13 protein-coding genes are annotated in these 16,863 nt (G+C 65.0%); 10 read left to right on the forward strand and 3 right to left on the reverse strand.

What is annotated here, in order from left to right; all coding sequences use genetic code 11:
- Positions 1-5: 5 nt before the first annotated feature.
- The 5 genes from tssK to ABWP89_RS12560 are packed head-to-tail and all read left to right on the forward strand — an operon-like array spanning position 6 to position 7,929.
- On the forward strand, positions 6-1,349 hold the full coding sequence (gene tssK / locus ABWP89_RS12540) for a type VI secretion system baseplate subunit TssK (RefSeq protein ID WP_353229653.1): 1,344 nt from the start codon (positions 6-8) through the stop codon (positions 1,347-1,349).
- Entirely contained in the window at positions 1,346-2,746 is a 1,401-nt protein-coding gene (gene icmH, locus ABWP89_RS12545) for a type IVB secretion system protein IcmH/DotU (RefSeq protein ID WP_353229655.1), read from the forward strand. The genes tssK and icmH overlap by 4 nt, the downstream gene beginning before the upstream one ends.
- A 10-nt stretch (positions 2,747-2,756) precedes the next feature.
- On the forward strand, positions 2,757-6,233 hold the full coding sequence (gene tssM, locus ABWP89_RS12550; RefSeq protein ID WP_353229656.1) for a type VI secretion system membrane subunit TssM: 3,477 nt from the start codon (positions 2,757-2,759) through the stop codon (positions 6,231-6,233).
- Between the two features lie 43 nt (positions 6,234-6,276).
- Positions 6,277-7,356, forward strand: coding sequence for a pesticin C-terminus-like muramidase (locus tag ABWP89_RS12555; RefSeq protein WP_353229657.1), 1,080 nt, complete (start codon positions 6,277-6,279; stop codon positions 7,354-7,356).
- Between the two features lie 18 nt (positions 7,357-7,374).
- Complete coding sequence (locus ABWP89_RS12560) at positions 7,375-7,929, forward strand: hypothetical protein (RefSeq protein ID WP_353229658.1); 555 nt, start codon at positions 7,375-7,377, stop codon at positions 7,927-7,929.
- Between the two features lie 9 nt (positions 7,930-7,938).
- Here ABWP89_RS12560 and ABWP89_RS12565 read toward each other — a convergent pair whose 3' ends face one another.
- Complete coding sequence (locus ABWP89_RS12565) at positions 7,939-9,015, reverse strand: helix-turn-helix transcriptional regulator (RefSeq protein ID WP_353229659.1); 1,077 nt, start codon at positions 9,013-9,015, stop codon at positions 7,939-7,941.
- 118 nt (positions 9,016-9,133) lie between these two features.
- Between ABWP89_RS12565 and cysD the strand changes: the two genes are divergently transcribed.
- Genes cysD through ABWP89_RS12580 form a run of 3 tightly spaced genes read left to right on the forward strand, consistent with a single transcriptional unit; the run spans position 9,134 to position 12,762 of the window.
- The gene (gene cysD, locus ABWP89_RS12570) at positions 9,134-10,063 is read left to right on the forward strand and encodes a sulfate adenylyltransferase subunit CysD (protein ID WP_353229660.1); all 930 of its coding nucleotides are present in this window, start codon (positions 9,134-9,136) and stop codon (positions 10,061-10,063) included.
- On the forward strand, positions 10,063-12,018 hold the full coding sequence (gene cysN / locus ABWP89_RS12575) for a sulfate adenylyltransferase subunit CysN (protein WP_353229661.1): 1,956 nt from the start codon (positions 10,063-10,065) through the stop codon (positions 12,016-12,018). The genes cysD and cysN overlap by 1 nt, the downstream gene beginning before the upstream one ends.
- A 9-nt stretch (positions 12,019-12,027) precedes the next feature.
- Positions 12,028-12,762, forward strand: a complete 735-nt coding sequence (locus ABWP89_RS12580) for a 3'(2'),5'-bisphosphate nucleotidase CysQ (RefSeq protein WP_353229663.1) — start codon at positions 12,028-12,030, stop codon at positions 12,760-12,762.
- A gap of 11 nt (positions 12,763-12,773) precedes the next feature.
- Here ABWP89_RS12580 and ABWP89_RS12585 read toward each other — a convergent pair whose 3' ends face one another.
- Positions 12,774-13,805 carry a Rieske 2Fe-2S domain-containing protein gene (locus ABWP89_RS12585; protein ID WP_353229664.1) on the reverse strand — a complete coding sequence of 344 codons (1,032 nt, stop codon included), beginning with the start codon at positions 13,803-13,805 and terminating at the stop codon, positions 12,774-12,776.
- A gap of 70 nt (positions 13,806-13,875) precedes the next feature.
- Positions 13,876-14,679, reverse strand: coding sequence for an acetoacetate decarboxylase family protein (locus ABWP89_RS12590; protein WP_353229665.1), 804 nt, complete (start codon positions 14,677-14,679; stop codon positions 13,876-13,878).
- A 185-nt stretch (positions 14,680-14,864) separates the two neighbouring features.
- On the opposite strand from ABWP89_RS12590, the gene ABWP89_RS12595 reads away from it, so the two are divergent.
- Together ABWP89_RS12595 and ABWP89_RS12600 are read left to right on the forward strand one after the other, a co-directional pair.
- Positions 14,865-15,752: a fumarylacetoacetate hydrolase family protein gene (locus tag ABWP89_RS12595; protein WP_353229666.1), complete on the forward strand. Its 888-nt coding sequence runs from the start codon at positions 14,865-14,867 to the stop codon at positions 15,750-15,752.
- 39 nt (positions 15,753-15,791) lie between these two features.
- Positions 15,792-16,787, forward strand: a complete 996-nt coding sequence (locus ABWP89_RS12600) for an AraC family transcriptional regulator (protein WP_353229667.1) — start codon at positions 15,792-15,794, stop codon at positions 16,785-16,787.
- The last annotated feature ends 76 nt before the right edge of the window (positions 16,788-16,863 follow it).

Raw genomic sequence — 16,863 nt, forward strand, 5'->3', positions numbered from 1 at the left:
CGAAGTTGACCTGGGAGAACAAGCCAGTCTGGTCCGAAGGGATGTTCCTGCGGCCGCAGCACTTCCAGCAGTTTGAGCGCTTTGTCGGCGCGCAACTGGAAGGCCGGGTGCGCCCGTTGGTGGCGCACAGCTATGGCCTGGCCGAATTGCAGATTGCGCCGGGGCCCTTGCAGACCGGCAAACTGGTGATCGCCCGCGCCGCCGGGGTGTTTGAAGATGGCACGCCGTTCCGCATTCCCGAAGAGGCGGCCGCGCCGCTGCCGCTGGAAGTAACGCGCAACACCCGCGATGCCGTGGTGCATCTGTGCATCCCGCAAAACCGCGCCGGCGTTGCCGATGTCACGCTGGACCCCACCGCGCGGACCGAAACGCGGTTCCGTGCCGATGAATTCGAAGCGGTCGATACCGTCTATGGTTCGGCGACGCGCATGCCGATCAATGTCGGGCGGCTGCAATTGTCCCTGCGCACCACGGCCGACGGGCTGGATGGCTATCTCAGCCTGCCGGTCGCGCGGGTGCTGGAACAGCGCGCCGATGATTCGGTTTCGCTCGATCCCGCGTTCATTCCGTGCGCGGTGGCGGCCGCGGCCAGCCCGATCCTGTCCGGTTTCCTGACCGAACTGGAAGGCATGCTGCACCAGCGCGGTGAAGCGATCGCCGGGCGGCTGGGCACGCCCGGGGGCAAAGCGGTGGCCGATATCACCGATTTCCTGATGCTGATGACGATCAACCGGTCCGAAGCGCTGATCCGCCATCTGATCGCGATGCCGACGGTGCACCCGGCCGATCTGTATGGCATGTTGTGCAGCCTGGCGGGCGAACTGTCGACGTTCACCGCCACGTCAAACCGTCCGCAGCCAATGCCGGTCTATGCCCACCGCGAACAGCGGGTGTGTTTTGATGCGGTGATGGCCGATCTGCGCCGATCGCTGAGCAAAGTGTTTGAACAGACCGCAGTGCCGATCCCGCTGGTGCCGCGCGCCTATGGCATTTCGGTCGGCCAGATTCAGGACCGGTCGCTGTTCACCACCGCGCAATTCGTGCTGGCGGCGCGGTCGGGCGCGGATACCGAACAGCTGCGCGCCAATCTGCCGCGCCGCATCAAGATCGGATCGGTCGAACATATCCGCGACCTGGTGATGCGCCAGCTGCCGGGGGCAGAGGTTTTTCCGATGCCGTCGGAACCGCGGCAGATCCCGTTCCGCGCCAATACCGTGTATTTTACCATCAACACCCGCCATGACCAGTGGCAGACCGTGCGCACATCGGGCGCGGTTGCGCTGCACGTGGCCGGCGACATTCCCGGGCTGGAACTGGAGCTTTGGGCTATTCGGGGTGCACAGGCATGAGCGACGACAACGACGAAGCCACCGTGTTCCGGCCAGGTGGCGGGGGCGGTGCCCCACGCCCACCGGCAACCCCTGCGGCACCACCGCCACCCGCGCCCGGCTATCCCGCTGCTGCACCTCCGCCGCAGCAGGGCGGCTATGTCCCGCCGATGCCGCGCACGCAGCAGGCCGAACCGGCCGGCGCGGCGCCGATGGAAATCAACTTTGCCGGTGCCGAACCGGCGCTGCACGGCCCCGAACCGCTGGTGGCGGCGGCCAGCCGGCTGATCCACCTGTCCAGCCATATCCGCACGCTGGCGGTCGGCCCGGCGCTGGAACCGTTGCGGCGGCTGGCGGTGCAGGAACTGGAAGGCTTTGCCCGCCGCGCCCGCGCGCTGGGGCTGGAACCCAAATCGGTGCAGCTGGCGCATTACATTCTCTGCGCGTTTCTGGATGATGCGGTGATGTCGACGCCGTGGGGCGCCAGCAGCCCGTGGTCGCGGCAAAGCCTGCTGGTCGCCTATCACAACGATACGCAGGGTGGCGACCGCATGTTCCACTTTGCCGAACAGATGGAGCGCGATCCCCAACGTGAGCCCAGGCTGGTCGAATTGCTGTACCAGTGCCTGTCGCTGGGGTTCGAAGGCCGCGCCGCGCTCGATCCGCGCGGGCAATCGCTGTTGCACAACCGCCGTGCCGGGCTGGCCGCGCTGATCCAGCGCCAGCGCGCCGCGCAACCGGCAGATCTGTCGCCGCACTGGCGCGGGCAGACCATCGGCGCCACGCGCTATGCCCCGCAAGTGCCGCTGTGGGCGGTATTGGCAGGCATCGCGCTGATCGGGCTGATCCTGTTTGCGGCGCTGCTGTTCCGCCTGACCAGCCGGTCCGATGCCGCGATCGAGGCGCTGGACCAGGCCGTCGGGCACCAGGTGGTGGCGGCGCCGGCACCCCCGCCGCAAAGCGCGACGCCGACGTTTGCGCGCATTCGCGATATCCTGAAACCCGACATCGACAGCGGCCGGCTGGAAGTGCTGCGCGAAGGCAATGAAATCGTGCTGCGCCTGCACAATCAGGGCCTGTTCGCATCGGCGCAGGCGGATGTGTCGGGATCGTGGAGCGATACCTTTGGCCGGCTGGCAGAGGCGGGCAACCTCACCAAAGGCCCGATCCATGTCGAAGGCCATACCGACAACCAGCCGATCCGGTCGCTGGCCTTTCCATCGAACCAGCAACTGTCAGAGGCGCGTGCCAAATCGGTGGCCGATACGCTGGGCGGCGCGGGGCTGACCGATCGCAACCGGCTGGTACCGGCCGGGTTTGGTTCGACCCGTCCGATCGGCGACAACGGCAGCGAGGATGGCCGCCGCGAAAACCGGCGTGTCGAATTGCGCGTCGCCAACGACATTGCCTGGCAATAGGGGGCCCACGGTGAAAGCTCTGTTCAAAAATCCGTGGTTCTGGCGCGTGCTGGGTGTGATCGCGCTGGCGCTGGTGATCTGGTTTGTCGGGCCGCTGATCGCGATTGCCGGCTGGCGCCCGCTCGGCTGGTGGCCGGTCACGCTGTTTTTCGCGCTGCTGCCGCCACTGGTGCTGCTGGGCTGGTGGCTGTGGTCGCGCCGGCGTGAAAAGGCGCGCAACGATGCGATGCTCGATGCGCTGAAGCCGGATGCGGTGGCGGCCGAACGCGACGAAATGTCGGGCAAGCTGACCGAAGCGCTGACCATGCTGAAGGCGACCAAGCTGGGTGCGCGCGGCGCCTATGCCTATCAATTGCCGTGGTATGTGATTATCGGCCCGTCTGGGGCGGGCAAGACCACCGCGCTGCTCAATTGCGGGCTGAATTTCCCGACCGCGGTGGCGGGTGAATACCGCGCGCTGCGTGGGCAACCGAAAACCCCCAATTGCGACTGGTGGTTCACCGACGAAGCGGTGCTGATCGATACCGCCGGGCGCTATGTCACGCAGGATGACAACGCCAGCGCCGACGCCGAAGGGTGGAAGGCGTTTCTGGAACTGCTGCGCAAACACCGCCCGCTGCAACCGCTGAACGGTATCATCGTCGCCATCCCTGCGCCCGATTTTGCCGATGCGCGCAAAATGGCCGGGCATACCGAAAACATCCGCGCGCGGCTGGCCGAGGTCGGCGGTACGCTGGGCCAGGAACTGCCGGTCTATCTGCTGGTGACCAAGGTCGATCTGCTGGCCGGTTTTCGCGAATATTTCGCGCGCAGCACCGATGCCGAATCCGACCAGGTGTTCGGTTCGACCGCGCCCGGCGTGCAGATTGACAACGACGCGGTGCTGACCGGGTTCGACGATCTGGTCACCAGCATCGCCGCGCGCGTGGTCGATCGCATGCAGAACGAACCGCAGATGCATCTGCGCGGGCGGATCGCGGCGTTCCCCGGGCAGTTGGTGTCTTTGCGCGAACCGATCGCCACGTTGATGGCAGCGCTGGCGCAGAAAAGCCGGTTTGATCAACCCGCACGCCTGCGCGGGGTCTATCTCGCGTCGGCCATCCAGACCGGCAATCCGGTCGATCGCATCCTGCTGGATGTCGGCGCGGCGGCCAGTGCATCGGCGCATGCCGTGGGCCAGGGTCGCAGCTATTTTCTGCGGCGGTTCTTTGCCGATCTGATCATTCCCGAACAGGGCATGGCCGGGCGCAACCCGGTCGCCGAAAAGGCCGCGCGCCAACGCTATATCGTCGCGTGCGTGGCGGCGGCGGCGGCATTGGTGCTGGCTACCGGGGTGTGGACCTGGGGCTATTTCCGCAATTCCGCGCTGATCGACAGCGTGTACCAGACCGCATCCGAATACGCGCAGGCGTCCGGGCAGGGTGAAGGCGTCGATCGCGACATGGCCTTGCTCGACGTGCTGGGCAAATCGGTGGCGACCATGGACAAGGCCAGTGATTTCGGGCTGGGGCTGGGCCAGGGTGGCCGGTTGACCGGCGATCTGAAGGGCATTTATGGCCGCGACCTGCAAAAACGGCTGACGCCGCTGCTGGCCAGTCTGGCCGAACAGCGGTTGACGTCCGACACCGCGGCACCGGCATCGCTGTACGATGATCTTAAATCCTATCTGATCCTGGGCGGGCGCGGGCCGCAATCGGGCGAACAGGTGGTGGCCTGGGTGCAACCGGCCTGGGCCGCGCGTGGCGGCCCTGGTGCCGATGTGCAGGCCGGCCAACTGGCGCAGCACACCTCGGCACTGTTTGCGGGCAATTTCAAACCGATCACCATCGACACCGGGCGGGTGGATGCCGCCCGTACCGTGCTGCGCAGCCAGCCGGCGGCGGTGCGCGTCTATGGCCGGATCAAATCCCATGTGATGGCAGAGGCGCAAGGGTTGTGGGCGGCGCGCGACAATTCCGGCCCCGCGCCGGAAATGGTGTTTGCCGCCACCGGTGCGTTTGCGCCGGGCGCGGGTATCCCGGCGCTGTTCACCCGTGCCGGTTATGACAAACAGTTCGTGCCTACGTTGGCCAAAGGGCCGGAGCTGTTGCAGGAAGAAAAATGGGTGGTTGGCGACAGCGGAGCCGCGCAACTGTCGCCATCCGAAATGCTGTCGCTGAAGGGTGATCTGGAACGGTTGTACTTCGCCGAATTCCTCAATCGCTGGCAGGCCTATCTGTCATCGATCCAGCTGAAAGAGGTGCATTCGCTGGGCGAAAACGTGCAACGGTTGCGCGATGCATCGGGGCCGCTGTCGGCGATCAAGCCGCTGTTGAAAGCGATTGCCAAGGCGACCGACATGACCAGCAGCGCCGCGCCGGGCGCGGTCGCCTCGGCCGCCAGCGGGATGATTTCGATGCCGACATCGCTGTCCAATGCCGCGACGCTGGCGGGCGCGGCGGGTGCCGGTGCACCGGCGGCGGGCCCTGCCGGCCGCGCAGAAGCGATCAGCGCGTTTGCAGGATTGCGCACGTTCGTGGGCAATGGCGATGGCGCGCCGATTGACGCGCTGCTGCAATCGATGGCGCAACTGGCGGACAAGCTGAACCTGATCGCGGTGATGCCCGGTGGTGGTGGCGACGCTGCATCGCAACAAAGCACCGAGACCAAGGCGCTGATCCTGCAACTGGACCAGACCGGTGGCAGTCTGCCGGCGCCCGCCAGCCTGTGGGCAAAGGGTGTGGCCAGCGACGCCAGCGTGGCACTGGGCGGGCAACGGCTGGCGGCGATGGGCGCCGCGCTCAGCGCCAATTTCGGCGATGCCTGCGCGCAGACGCTGGTGCGCGCCTATCCGGTGCAACCGGGGGCGGCGGCCGATCTGTCGGTTGCGGACTTCACGGTTTTTTTTTCTCCGCAAGGCCGGTTTGCCAAGTTCGTCACGGATGAAGTGGGCAGCTATATCGACCGCGCCGGTCCGGTGTGGCAGCCCAAATCGAACGCGGGCGATGTCGGCCTGACCGAGGCCAGCGTGCGCGCATTGCAGGCGGCGGATTCGATCACGCACACGTTTTTTGCCAGCGATCCCAATGCCGCACGGCTGACCTATCAGATCGAACCGGTGGCGCTGACGGGTGCCGCCTCGGTCAGTCTGGAGGTTGATGGCCAATCCTTGAACTACGATGGCAAATCGCCGATCCCCTCCACCTTCAACTGGCCCGGCGCGGGTGGCGCATCGGTGAAATTCACGTCCGCCACCGCCGGCGCCGCGCCGCAAACGCGCACCTGGCCCGGCGCGTGGAGCATTTTTCGCCTGGCCAAAGTCGCCGCGATCCACGCCGGCGCCAGCCCGGTGATCGGCGAAGGCAGCCTGATCCAGGGCGGTGCGCGGTTTGATTTTCGCATCCGCACCTTTACCGGCGCCAATCCGTTCGTGCTCGACCCGTTTGTAAAGGTCAGCTGCCCCACCGCGATGCCGGCAGGTGCGGCCAAGCCGGGGACGGTGCATTGATCGCGCCGCCTGATCCGTCCTCCGGCAGCGCGGGAGAGCAGGCATGGCGGTAACGCTCGATGATACGCTGACTCAGGTGCGGACATCGATGGATGCCCTCGATGATCCGGAGAATGTCGAATACGAGGCGATACGTCGATGGTTGCACCTGCAACCGTCGATCCGCGAAGGCAAGCGGCAATGGGTTTTCCTCACCACAGTGCTGGCGCCCGCGTGGCAGGACAAGACCGAAAAATTCAACACGCTGGACAGTGCCACCGCGTTTTTGCGGCGGATCACCGTGGGGCGCAATGCCACCGCGCTGTTGCGCGATATGGACCGCAGCACGCCCTTGCCCGCAGGCCGGTCAGGCGATGCCCAGGCCATCGCCGATGTCGGGCAGATGCTGTTTGACCAGCGGCTGTGGGTTATGAATGCCACGGTCCCGCAATGGTCGGCGCAGAAAACCGACCCGGCGGTCTATCGCAAGCTGAATGGCCAGAATGGCACTGCGGTTGATTTTGCCTATCTGGGGCAATGGGAAGGCGGGCAATACCTGCACGGCTATGTGCCGATCATCAAGGCCAGCGGCAAAGTGGCCGGCAAAAGCGGCATGACCATCGCTACCGGGTTCGACATCGGGCAAAAGTCAGAGGATGAAATGTCCACGCTGGGGTTTGCGCAATCGGTGGTCGACCGCTTGCTCCCCTATGCCGACGTGCGGTTCAAGGGCAAAACCCGCGCCGAGGTGCTGGCCCGCGTGGCGGAGATCGGGCCGGTCCCGGTGATCACCAAGGATGAGGCCGATGGCATCGATCTGATCATCCATGGCCAGCACCTGACATCGGCCATTGCATCGTGGAATGCGCGGCGGGCAAAGGCGGTTCCGGCCTTTGCCGCTCTGCCCGCGCCGTGGCAGACCGTGCTGTTTTCCCGCACGTTTCACCAGGGTACCGGCATGCCCGATACGCTGGTGGCCAAAAAATTCTACACCGCGGCAACCACCGGTAAATGGCAGGACGCGGTGGACGCGCTGCGGTCGTACGACGTTCAGGAAGACTGGTACAAATTGCGCGTGGGCAAGGAAGCGGATTTTCTGAAAACGAAAATGCCGCCGACGGTGGACGATGCCAAGCCGAAATAACCGGCAGGATGGAACAGGATGACGCGCGTGCGGTTGGGCATCGGGATGATGATCGCGTTGGGGCTGGCCGTTCCCGTGTCGGCGACCCTGGCCACGGCTGCGCACGCCGGTGACGGTCAGGTCCGTACCGCAACGCGGACCGACCTTGGGCCCCACCGCCACCATCGCACGAAGCCGACGGCCAGACGCAGCACCGGACTTGAGGGGCGCTGGACGGTCGGGGCAATCACCGCAATCGGTGATTTTCGTGCGCCGGACACATTGCCACCACTGCCGCGTGCCGGCAGCAGCCTTTCAGTAGCCGGCGGTGCGATTTGCTTTGCCAATGGCAAATGCAGCGACGTGCGGTTTGAACGGCAAAAGCTGGGCGATGGGCCGGGCCGTCAGGATCTGCCGGCGCGATTGGGGGTAGCGACGGACTGGCCCTATTACCTCGTCTATCTCAACGACCGCGCCGGCTATGGCCTGATCCGCCTTAAGGACGGCACATTGGTGGCGCTGACGACCGCGTGCGAGGGCCAGACCGATCATTGCGGCTTTGTCCGGCAGACCTGGCAACCGGCAGGGAAATAGCGTGGGATTTCAGGCCAGCACCGCCAACCCGGTCAGCACCAATCGCACCAGATCGGCCTGGCCGCGCGTGCCGGTCTTGGCATAGATGCGTTTGGAATAGTTGCGGGCGGTTTCGGGGGTCAGGCGCAGGCGCTGGCCTGCCTCGGCCAGCGATTCGCCTTGTGACAGCGCGTGGGCGAGCGCGGCCTCATTGTCCGACAGGCCGTGCAGGCGGGCGAGGATGCGGATCGCCGGGCGCGCGGGTTCGCGGCGACCGGTGCGCAGGCTGCCAATGATTTCCGGCCCGGTATCCGACCGCCGCAGCAGCAGATCGATCGCGCGTGCCTCATCGATGCGCAGCAGTTCCGGAACGGCCGGTGCCGTGCCTGACAGGCTGCCGCACAGCGCCTCCAGCCGACGCGCCACGTCGGGGCGCAGGTTCAGCCGGCGAGTGGCGCGCTGGCCGGGTTCTTGCAGGAATGGCAGCGTGATCAGCGCCAGATCATCGGCGGCGATGACGTGCGCGGCGGTGTTGAGCGCAATCTGCCCCACGCCCAGCCGCGCCAGCGTTGCGCATGCCATCGCGGTCTGCAACCGCTGGTGGCGCAGGGTGGCCAGCATGCCCAGCGTGGCGGTCATGTGCGCCGCCACCGCGCCCAGCAGTGCGACCGCCGCGCCGCCAAAATCCTCTCGCTCGCGCACCAGCACCAACATCGCTTCGGCATTGTCTCCGGCGCAAACACGCAGCCAGCGGCCATAGCGCACGCCCATCGCATCCAGCGTGGTGCGCTGTCGCGCCAGTTGCGCCGGGTCGCCATAGTCGACCATTTCATCAAGATCGTAGATCCGCCCCGGCCGCAACGCGCCATCGGGGTGCAGGTGCAGCGCATCCAGCCGCTCGAAATCCAGCGGGTCTTCTTGCGCGGCGCGCGGCGCAGAGGCGTGGATCAGCACGGGTTGATCATCCGTCGCAATCATCAGGAACGCGCGGCGCGCATTGGTGCGCGCCACCAGATTGCGCAGAAACGTGGTCCACGGCGGGCTTTCGCCGATCCCATCGATCAGCGGCAGGAACAGGTCACGTTGGTCGGCGGGCAGGACGGCCATGGCGCCAGCTTTCGTTGCATATACGGGGGTATTGCCAATTTGCTCCCATATGGGAGGTTTCGGGGCAAAGGTCACGCGCCATCTGGTTCCCATCGCGCACACACAGCAGCAGGTGATCATGTCCGTCGCATCCGAACGATCAACGCTAACCCACCTGGCCCGGCTGGAGGCTGAGGCGATCCACATCATGCGTGAAGTGGTGGCCGAGGCGACCAACCCGGTCATGCTCTATTCGGTGGGCAAGGACAGCGCGGTGATGCTGCATCTGGCGCGCAAGGCGTTTTATCCGTCGCCGCCGCCGTTTCCGCTGCTGCATGTCGATACCACGTGGAAATTCCGCGAAATGTACGCGCTGCGTGATCAGGTGGCGGCGCAATCGGGCATGGAATTGCTGGTGTACCAGAACCCGGAGGCGAAAGAGCGCGGCATCAACCCGTTCGACCATGGCGCGCTGCACACCGACATGTGGAAGACCGAAGGGTTGAAACAGGCGCTCGACAAATGGCAGTTCGATGCAGCGTTTGGCGGCGCACGGCGTGACGAAGAAAAATCGCGCGCCAAGGAACGCATCTTTTCGTTCCGCACCGCCAGCCACGGCTGGGACCCGAAGAACCAGCGCCCGGAATTGTGGAACCTGTACAACGCCCGGAAAAACAAGAACGAATCGATCCGCGTGTTCCCGATCTCGAACTGGACCGAACTGGACGTGTGGCAATACATCCATCTCAACAATGTGCCGATCGTGCCCCTGTATTTTGCCGCAAAGCGCCCGACCTATGAATGGGACGGGCAATTGTTCATGGCCGATGATCTCGAACGCATCGAACAGGTGCTGGGCCGCCGGCCGGAAATTACCGAACGGTCGATCCGGTTTCGCACGCTGGGCTGCTTTCCGCTGACCGGCGCGGTCGAAAGCACGGCCACCACGCTGCCCGAGGTCATCCAGGAAACGCTACTGACCACCACCAGCGAACGCCAGGGGCGCGTGATTGACAAGGATGCCGGCGGCGCGGGCATGGAACTGAAAAAGCAGCAGGGGTATTTCTGATGGCCGACCTGATCACGCCCGAAACCGCTGTCCCCGAAAACCCGGTCCCGGAAAATCCCGTTTATGTCGTCGAAGACCTGATCGCGCAGGATATCGATGCCTATCTCGATCTGCACCAGCACAAGACCATGCTGCGGTTCATCACCTGCGGCAGTGTCGATGATGGCAAATCGACGCTGATCGGGCGGCTGCTGTACGATTCGAAGATGATCTTTGAAGACCAGCTGGCCGCGCTGGAGGCGGATTCCAAAAAGGTCGGCACCCAGGGCCAGGCGATCGATTTTGCGCTGCTGGTCGATGGGCTGGCGGCGGAACGCGAACAGGGCATCACCATCGATGTCGCCTATCGCTTTTTCAACACCGAAAAGCGCAAGTTCATCGTCGCCGATTGCCCCGGGCACGAACAGTATACCCGCAACATGGTCACCGGCGCATCGACCGCCGATCTGGCGGTGATCCTGATCGATGCGCGCAAGGGCGTGCTGGTGCAGACGCGGCGCCATTCCTATCTGTGCCACCTGATCGGCATCCGCAACGTGGTGCTGGCCGTCAACAAGATGGACCTGATCGATTATGATCAGGCGCGCTATGACGCGATCGTCAGCGAATATGCGGAATTTGCGCGGTCGATCGGCATCGACCGCTTCACCGCCATGCCGATTTCGGGCTTTGCCGGCGACAATGTCACCACCCGGTCGCCGCATACCCCGTGGTACAGTGGCCCGACGCTGATCGAGCATCTGGAAACGGTCGAAGTGCTGTCGTCGATTGATGCCGACAAACCGTTCCGCATGCCGGTGCAGTGGGTCAACCGGCCCAATCTGGATTTCCGTGGCTTTTCCGGGCTGATTGCCACCGGCGCGGTGCAGCCGGGCGATGCCATTCGCGTGCTGCCATCGGGCAAGACCAGCACTGTCGCGCGCGTGGTCACGCTGGATGGCGATCTGGATCGCGCGGTCGCGGGCCAGTCGGTCACGCTGTGCCTGGCCGATGAAATCGACTGTTCGCGCGGGGATGTCATCGCGCTGGCGGATAACCCGCCCGAAGTGGCCGACCAGTTCGAAGCCACTTTGGTGTGGCTGAACGATGAAGCGATGACGGCCGGGCGCGGCTATTGGCTGAAACTGGCGACCCAGACGGTGTCGGCGACGGTGCAGCAACCCAAATATGTCGTGAACGTCAACACCATGGAACACATGGCGGCCAAGACGCTGGATCTGAACGCAATCGGCGTGGTCGAACTGACCACCGACAAGCCGATCGTGTTTGATGCCTATGATGCAAACCGCGCGCTGGGCGGGTTTATCCTGATCGACAAGATCACCAATGCCACGGTGGCGGCGGGCATGCTGCATTTCGCGCTGCGCCGCGCGCAGAACGTGCATTGGCAGGCGACCGACGTGACCCGCGAAGAACACGCCCGGCTGAAAAATCAGACGCCGCGCGTGCTGTGGTTTACCGGCCTGTCAGGTGCGGGCAAAAGCACCATCGCCAACGAGGTGGAAAAGCGGCTCAACCTGATGAACCGGCACACCTTCCTGCTGGATGGTGACAATGTGCGCCACGGGCTGAACAAGGATCTGGGCTTTACCGAATCCGACCGTATCGAAAACATCCGGCGCGTGGGTGAAGTTGCCCGGCTGATGGCCGATGCGGGCCTGATCGTGCTGACCGCGTTCATCAGCCCGTTCCGCGCCGAACGCGACATGGTGCGCGCGATGCTGCCGGCGGGCGAATTCATCGAAATCCATGTTGATACCCCGCTGGAAGTGGCCGAGGCGCGCGATGTGAAGGGCCTGTACAAAAAGGCGCGAGCCGGCACGCTGAAAAACTTCACCGGCATCGACAGCCCCTATGAAGCGCCGGAAAACCCCGAAATCCGCGTCAACACCGGCAAGATGTCCGCCGCAGAGGCGGCCGACCACATCGTCCGCCTGCTGCTGCCGCTGAAATAAGGACCGGCCATGAATGACTGTGAACTTGCCGCGCATCTGGCCGACATCGCCGGGCGCATCCTGCTGAACGTGCGCGACAGCGGCGTGTTCGCAGCCAAGGCGCTGGGCAAGGCGGGCGATGCCACCGCCAATGAATTTCTGTGCCACGCCCTGCGCGCGGCCCGCGGTGACGACGCGCTGTTGTCGGAAGAGGAAAAGGACAACCTCGACCGGCTGAACCATGCGCGTGTGTGGATTGTCGATCCGGTCGATGGCACGCGCGAATATGGCGAAGCGCGTGCCGATTGGGCGGTGCATGTCGGGATGGCGGTGGATGGTGTGGCAACGCTGGGCGCAGTCGCGCTGCCAGGTGCAGGTCTGGTGCTGCGCAGCGATGCGCCGGTGGTGGTGCCGCCCGCGCCCACGCGCCTGCGCATGGTGGTCAGCCGCACCCGCCCGGCCAAAGAGGCGCTGGCGGTGGCCGCCGCGCTGGATGCCGAACTGATCCCGATGGGCAGCGCCGGGGCAAAGGCGATGGCGGTGGTGCTGGGGCAGGCCGATATCTATCTGCACACCGGCGGGCAATATGAATGGGATTCGTGTGCGCCGGTGGCGGTCGCGCTGGCACATGGCCTCCACGCCAGCCGTGCTGACGGTTCACCGCTGGTCTACAACCAGCGCGATACTTATATGCCCGATCTGTTGATCTGCCGGCGCGAACATGCCGCGCTGGTGCTGGATGCCATGGCCGCGGCTGCGGCCTGAGGCGCGGTCCATCAGCCCTGTTCGGCGGCCACCATCTGCGCCAGGCGGTGGCGAAAGCGCAGGGGGCCGGCATCGGTGGCGATCGAAATGGCGGATGCCGGGGCACTGTCCATGCCGCGTTGGACCTCGTTCAGCACGGCCAGGTCTTCGGAAAACGCTGCCAGCACGGCGGCCGACATGGCATCCGACAGGTCGGCATCGGCGGGGCGCACATTGCGCAGCTGAAACCAGTAGTAGCGGCTGCGGTGATCGTTTTCGGGGGTGATGAAATTGTACGAATCCATCACGAAGGCGTCGGCGCCGGGGGTGGTGCCCCAGTCGTCTTTGGCACCGCCAGTGCCGGCCGGCACGATCACCGCCTTGATCACCGCCAGCGCGGGATAGCGCACCTCGTATTGCTGCAACCGATCGGCGTTGCCCGCAAACGGGACCAGATCGCGGTAGAACGGCGTGACCGGGGCATCGCGAATCCAGCGCGACACGGTCACGCCAGCCGCGCCTTCGCGCACGCGCATCGGCACATTGCTGCCATCCGCGCCGCCAAAGCTGGTGGGGTGAACCCAGGCGACATGCGACGGATCGAGCAGATTGTCGGTGATCAACAGGTAATGGCAATCATAGGGCATCGCCGCGCCGCGGTTATATCCCCAATCGGCCGATCCCCAGTGCGGCACATCGATGATCGTGGCGGGATCGGCGCGGGCCGCATCGCCCATCCATATCCACACCAGCCCCCAGCGCTGTTCGACCGGATAGCCGCGGATGTCGGCGCCCTTTGGCACGGCATGCTGGCACGGCACAGTGACGCACGTGCCATCGGCGGCGAATTCCAGCCCGTGATAGCCGCAGACAATGCGGTTCCCGATGACGCGCCCATTCGCCAGCGACAGCCGCCGGTGCGAACAGAACGCCGATACCGCGGCCGGGCTGCCATCGTCGCGGCGCCACAGCACAACATGGTCGCCGACGATCTGACGCTCGATCGGGCCTTGGTCAATCTCATCGGCCCAGGCCGCCACATACCACGCGTTTTTCAGCATCATCATCCCACCCTGCGAATCCCGCATCGCTGACCGCTGTGAAGCAGGTTCGCAAGGGCCAGTAAACGGGTGATCAGGCCAGATTGTTGCGCGCCAGCGTGGTGCCCGCGCGCCATGACACGCCGACTTCGTGCCAGTACGCGGCGATCTTTTCCTGCGGCGCGATGTCCAGCAGTTCCTCCACCGGCGAATCAAAATACGCCAGATCGAAATCGCCGGTAAAGCAGCGGCCGAAATCGACGTCATAGCTCGACATCGTCACCACTTCGTCCAGGCTTTGGCGGCCGTCGGTTTCGATCGCCGGCAACCAGCGGTTGTGCACCATCGGCAGCCCGTTGACGAACCCGGGGGCCTTGGCCGGGCCAGTGATGGTGAACCGCCCTTCGGCCAGTCGCCGGTCGCTGGCCGCCAGCGTCACGCCAAAGGTGCCGCCCGGTTCCAGCCGTGGTCCGGCCTTGCCCACCACCACCGGGCGGCTCATGTGGATGCTGCCCAGCTTTTTGGGATAGCCCTGATGCTGCCCGCGCAGCATCGCAAAATCCTTGTCCACCCAGATATAGACGCAGCGCGACCACGTGCGGCCCTGAAACTGGCAGCGCACGACGATGAACATTTCCTTGTACTGCACGCGCACCGGGTCGAGCACTTGCGCGGGATCATCGCTGGTCGATTGCCAGTCGGCCCAGATCGCGGCGACCGCGCCCGGGTCTTCATCGGCCAGGGTGAACCCGGCGGGCAGCAGCGCCGCCACTTTGGCCGGGTCGGTGCGGTATTCCAGCGTGATCAGTTCGCCCGAATAATGCCATGGCACCGGGGGTACGATGCTGGCGCGTCCGGTCGGGGTGCGGGGATAAAACAGGCCCTTCAGATCGGTCATGCGTGCCTCTTGATCGGTAGTGTGGCGCGGGCGGTGCGCGCGCGGTTTACGATTGATGGTTGACGGTTGTTCTAGTCCATCGCGCAGGGCAAGCTTGGCCGCAACGGCCAAAGCCAGATGTGGCGCGGCTGCGCTATGACCGGGCCAACGCCTGCCGCATTGCCTGATTCTGGGACCACACCGCCATGACCACCGAATATCGCCGCATTCTGCTTGATGGCTATCCGATCCTCGCCACCCGCCAGGTTGATGAACTGGTCACGCGCGACGGGCGCAGCGTGGGGGTGGATGCTGCGGTGCATCTGGCGCCGTGCAACCCGTCAAAGATCATCTGCGTCCACCTGAATTATATCAGCAGGGTGCGCGAATTCATTACGAAACTGCCGCCTGCGCCCACCTATTTTCAAAAACCGCTGACCGCGCTCAACACCCACAAAGGTGCGGTGGTGCGCCCCGAACGCTGCAACTGGCTGAATTACGAAGGCGAAATCGCGATCGTGATCGGCCGCACCTGCCGCAACATTTCCCCTGATGAGGCGGGCGATTACATCCTGGGTTACAGCCCCGCCAACGATTACGGGCTGCACGATTTCCGCGATACCGATGCCGGATCGATGCTGCGGGTGAAGGGATCGGACACGCTGTGCCCGATCGGGCCGGGCCTGGTGACCGGGTGGGATTTTCGCAACAAGGGCATTCGCACGCTGGTCAACGGCGTGGTGCGCCAGGACGGCAATACCAGCGAAATGGAATGGGACATGCACTATCTGGTGGCCGACATCGCGCGGACCATCACGCTGGAACCGGGCGATGTGCTGTTGTCGGGCACCCCCGCCAACAGCCGCCCGGTGCAGCCGGGCGACGTGGTTGAGGTCGAGGTCGAAGGGCTGGGCCGCCTGACCAACACCATTGTTCACGGGCCGACCCCGATCCGCGACGATTGCGGCGCGCAGCCGACCGCATCTGAAGAGGTGATTTCGACCGCAATGGGCGGCGATTGGGAATTTCGCGGCCAACGCGCGGCGCGCGGTGCCGGCGCCGCGCATTACGAATCCGCCGTCGAAGAAAAGTGACCTGTTGATCGCGACGCAGCTACGCGACATGGTGCCGCGATGGCCGAACCCGTCATCGCGGCACAGTTTCTGCGCCATGTCGCCAATTGCCTGGAATTGACCGGGCGGTCGGCGGCCGGGCTTCTTGCCGATCTTGGGCTGGACCGCGACGCGATCGAGGGCGCCGATACCGAAATCCCGCTAAAGCTGTTTCTGGTGTTTTTCGAACGCGCCGCCGCCTTGTCGCGCAACCCGTCGTTCGGGCTGCATGCCGGGCGGCTGGTCGGGTCGGACAGCATCGGGCCGCTCAGCTTCCTGTTTCTCAGCGCGCCCGATCTGGGCACGGCGTTCGCCAGTTTCACCCGCTATCTCGACACCATGCAGCAGGCATCGCGCAACCGGTTCGACGTGGCGCACAATCTGGCCACGTTTGAATACCAGGTGGTCGATCCCGCGCTGCCGTTCCGGCGGCAGGATGCCGAATATTCGATCAGCGCGATGTTCAGCCTGGCACGGCAATATACCGGCGGCACGATCGAACTGGCCGAGGTGCGGTTTGAACACCAGCGCGCCGGGCCCTATGCGGTCTATCGCGATCATTTCGGCTGCGATGTATTTTTTGAACAGGATACCAACCTGCTGGTCTTTCCCGCCGGGCATCTGGCGCATCGCGGGCGTGTGCTCAGCCCGGTGCTGCACCCGATCATGGAGGACCATTTGCGCCGCCGTGCAGGGACTGCCGGCGGGGCCGGGCTGATCGACCGGGTGCGCGCGGCAATCGCCCAGGCCCCGCTCGATCGCCCGCCGCAGGTGGCCGCAGTGGCGCGCGCGTTGGGCCTGTCGGCGCCAACCTTGCACCGCCGCCTGCGCGCCGCCGGCACCGGTTGGCGGGCGCTGCTGGATGACCATCGCATGGTCGCGGCCGAACGCATGCTGCGCGAAACCAGCCGCAGCGTGGCCGATATTGCGCTGGCGGTGGGCTATGCCGAAAACGCCAGCTTTGCCCGCGCGTTTTCGCGGCATTTCGGCTATAGCCCGCGGGCGTGCCGGGTGTGATGATTGACGCTCCGCGATTGTCTGATACCAACTCGCGCAAAGCGCGACTCATACCGCCCGCCCCGCCTCCCCACCC

Origin of the sequence: Novosphingobium sp. (assembly GCF_040398825.1) — a bacterium.
Taxonomy (GTDB): domain Bacteria; phylum Pseudomonadota; class Alphaproteobacteria; order Sphingomonadales; family Sphingomonadaceae; genus Novosphingobium.

Excerpts from the sequence above, each read along its gene's own strand:
- icmH (WP_353229655.1), top strand. The coding sequence starts at position 1,346 with ATGAGCGACGACAACGACGAAGCCACCGTGTTCCGGCCAGGTGGCGGG.
- ABWP89_RS12560 (WP_353229658.1), top strand. The coding sequence starts at position 7,375 with ATGACGCGCGTGCGGTTGGGCATCGGGATGATGATCGCGTTGGGGCTG.
- ABWP89_RS12585 (WP_353229664.1), bottom strand. The coding sequence starts at position 13,805 with ATGATGCTGAAAAACGCGTGGTATGTGGCGGCCTGGGCCGATGAGATT.
- ABWP89_RS12555 (WP_353229657.1), top strand. The coding sequence starts at position 6,277 with ATGGCGGTAACGCTCGATGATACGCTGACTCAGGTGCGGACATCGATG.
- cysN (WP_353229661.1), top strand. The coding sequence starts at position 10,063 with ATGGCCGACCTGATCACGCCCGAAACCGCTGTCCCCGAAAACCCGGTC.
- ABWP89_RS12565 (WP_353229659.1), bottom strand. The coding sequence starts at position 9,015 with ATGGCCGTCCTGCCCGCCGACCAACGTGACCTGTTCCTGCCGCTGATC.
- ABWP89_RS12600 (WP_353229667.1), top strand. The coding sequence starts at position 15,792 with ATGGCCGAACCCGTCATCGCGGCACAGTTTCTGCGCCATGTCGCCAAT.
- ABWP89_RS12580 (WP_353229663.1), top strand. The coding sequence starts at position 12,028 with ATGAATGACTGTGAACTTGCCGCGCATCTGGCCGACATCGCCGGGCGC.
- ABWP89_RS12590 (WP_353229665.1), bottom strand. The coding sequence starts at position 14,679 with ATGACCGATCTGAAGGGCCTGTTTTATCCCCGCACCCCGACCGGACGC.
- ABWP89_RS12595 (WP_353229666.1), top strand. The coding sequence starts at position 14,865 with ATGACCACCGAATATCGCCGCATTCTGCTTGATGGCTATCCGATCCTC.
- cysD (WP_353229660.1), top strand. The coding sequence starts at position 9,134 with ATGTCCGTCGCATCCGAACGATCAACGCTAACCCACCTGGCCCGGCTG.